Annotated in this window: 2 protein-coding genes; both read right to left on the bottom strand. The window is 45.5% G+C overall.

Features of this window, described 5'->3' with window-relative positions:
* Positions 1 to 501 (bottom strand): hypothetical protein (locus P8O70_20730; protein MDG2199266.1); only part of this gene is annotated, 501 nt, incomplete at its 3' end.
* Between the two features lie 1,297 nt (positions 502 to 1,798).
* Positions 1,799 to 2,132, bottom strand: a 334-nt coding sequence (locus P8O70_20725) for a tyrosine-type recombinase/integrase (protein MDG2199265.1), incomplete at its 5' end; no start/stop codon positions are given.

Raw genomic sequence — 2,132 nt, 5'->3', positions numbered from 1 at the left:
TCCAGTGTTATAATCAGCGTCAGTTGAGTTATCGATGTAGACGTTCAGATTAGTAGCCAGATTTCCATCAGCAATTCCATCCTCAACACCAATCAAAGAAATAGTCTGAGCCGTTGACCAGTTGCCTGTCCCGAAAACAACAGAAGTCGGGGTAACCGAAACTTCTGTAGTATCTGGATTAACCACTCCCATATAGACATCAGCAGTCGGAGCCTTGCCCAGAGCTATGGTGAAGCTGTCATTGTCTGAGTGATCTTCATAGACGTTGGCAATGGTCTTAGAGACAGTGTATCCTGCCCCAGATCCATTGGGATTGGTAGGCGTAACTGGGCCACCACCGGAGCCACCTCCAGAACCACCACCACCGCCTCCTTGGGCCTCATCACTGTCGGCTCGGGGGAATTCCACGTCATAGACAATGGTCGCCTCGCGTATGTCACAGCCTGTTTGAAACAGCCCCAAAATGATCAGAACAAAGAAGTATTTTAGCAGGCATTTCATCCAGATGTCTCCTAAACTTCAGGAGACAACCCTAGTCACTGGTCAGTTTGCTTGCAGAAATTAATGGCACAGCCTGGAGAATGTGTATATATTTCTACAATCAACAACTAGCCCTTTCGGGGTTGTCTTGTTGTGTTGGGCCCTAGTACTCCGTCTTGTCGCCAAACCTTCCGGATGCTGGGGCTTTTTTCGTTTCACTCAACCAAAATTGATTTACCTAAAAAGTTTCATCAAAAATTTTATTAGTTAGACCCAATTCTATCTCTCAAATATCTAGCATTAATGCTAGGAACATTTCGGAACATTTCGGAACATCTATTCTTTTCCATGAGACGCATCCTTCCAGCGATAACAGGCTCTCGGCACAGTCCCTCTTTTCAATCTTCCTGTTTCAATTTATCTTATTCTGACTTCCTTGAGTTGCCTACATCGAGATCCTCTACACTCAATTGAGCGAATAATCCTGCAACTGCTTTAAGAGCGTGTGGCTCACGCAAAACAACACAGAATATTCTGATCAGCTAAAAAATGACGGGGGCTCAGGCGTTATACTTTGAGGAACCCGAGAGTCAACGAGTCCACCTCGTAAAAGAGCACAATTCTCAGTACGACAAAAATGGTTCGTTGGGCTCAGGTTTTTAGAGTCGAGGAAACCCTATAGATCGACTTGGCTACCGCTCAGTGTTCTCACACTTTCTTGGGTGCCAGCATTTTTCAGTAAGCAGATTGCTCAACTGAGAGGTGGAATCCATTCCCGCCAGAGTTACTTTTTGTCTGGCAATCATCTCTGTTCAACACCATTAGATGTTGTTGATAGACTTAAATCTGAAATATCTGTGCCAGATACATACTCACAACGCAAAGGCTAGTGCAAGAAAAAATAAAATATTTTAGTATTTAAATACAATGCTGTATCAATTCAAACCGGCTGCTGATCTTGACGCAGTGGTCTTTTCTTTAGCTAAACCAAGCTGAGGTTTTGAGCCTTTGCTCTCTGTAACAAACAAGCTCTTCAAAAAAGGGAAGGAAATATGTTCCATCCATTAATAGAACCCCGACACAATCTAGTGCTTTTAGGTTCAATTTTTGGAAACAGAATTAGACAAAACTCCGGAATATTTGTGCCATTTATTTACTGATCAGACCCTGACTCCATAGGGATAAAATTCAGTATCAAGAATTATGGGATAAAAATCGCTGTGCGGAGTCCCAATCTAAAAAGGGGTGGGGCATGTTTGCTTCCCCCGGGGGGGCTAAAGGGGGGAGCATGATTTCAGCAGGAGCTAAGGGAGATATCTCAGCGTTCCATCGCCTCGCTGATTGCACTCTTGAGGTGCTCCTTGGCCAGATGAGAGTAACGCATGGACATCTGCAACGTGCGGTGACCCAGCAACTCGGCCACCAGCCTTAAGTCCAGACCCTGCCGGACCATGTAGCTGGCACAGGAGTGGCGCAGGTCATGCCAACGGAAATCCTCGATCTCTGCTTGCTTCAACGCTGATTCCCATTGTGTGCGTAGGTCGAGAGACTTCCCCTTTGTCCGACTAGGGAAGAGTTCATCTCTTCCAACGATGCGATGCTGACTGTGATACCCACGAAGTAAATCAAGTACTTCCCCAATTACAGGTACC

The sequence above is a fragment of the SAR324 cluster bacterium genome (assembly GCA_029245725.1).
Classification (GTDB): domain Bacteria; phylum SAR324; class SAR324; order SAR324; family NAC60-12; genus JCVI-SCAAA005.
Note: the sequence above shows the minus strand (reverse complement) of the source record. Positions and strands in the feature narration are given on the sequence as shown.